The 432-nt window shown below is 56.5% G+C and carries 1 pseudogene; it reads left to right on the top strand.

The window, feature by feature from the left end:
• Positions 1 to 398: pseudogene (locus ACTHUR_RS21590) on the top strand (valine--tRNA ligase); the annotation flags it as partial.
• Positions 399 to 432: the final 34 nt, after the last annotated feature.

Below are 432 nucleotides of genomic sequence, written 5' to 3'. Positions count from 1 at the left end.
GCGAAATGGGTATCGCGCCAAACGTCAAAGCGCCGCTCTTTGTCGAAGGCAACGCAGAACTCGAAGGCCTGCTCAAATACCTGCCGTCGCTGACCCGACTGACCGAAGCCAAGCTGGTGGACAGCTTGCCGGAAGCGGAAGACGCACCTGTCGCCGTCTGCAACGGCGCGCGCCTGATGCTGAAAGTCGAAATCGACAAAGCCGCCGAAACCGCCCGTTTGAGCAAAGAAGCCGAGAAGCTGCAAAAAGCCTTGGACAAACTCAACGCCAAACTCTCCAAACCCGGCTATGTGGACAAAGCCCCCGCACATCTGGTGGAGAAGGATAAGGCGGAATTGGCGGAGTTGATGGATAAGATGGGGAAAGTGGAAGGGCAATTGGCGAAGTTGAGAGGGTGATTGGAAGGCAGCCTGAAAACGGTGGAGTGGTTTC

The organism is Neisseria sp. P0021.S007 (genome assembly GCF_051956855.1).
This window is presented reverse-complemented; position numbering and strand designations above follow the sequence as displayed.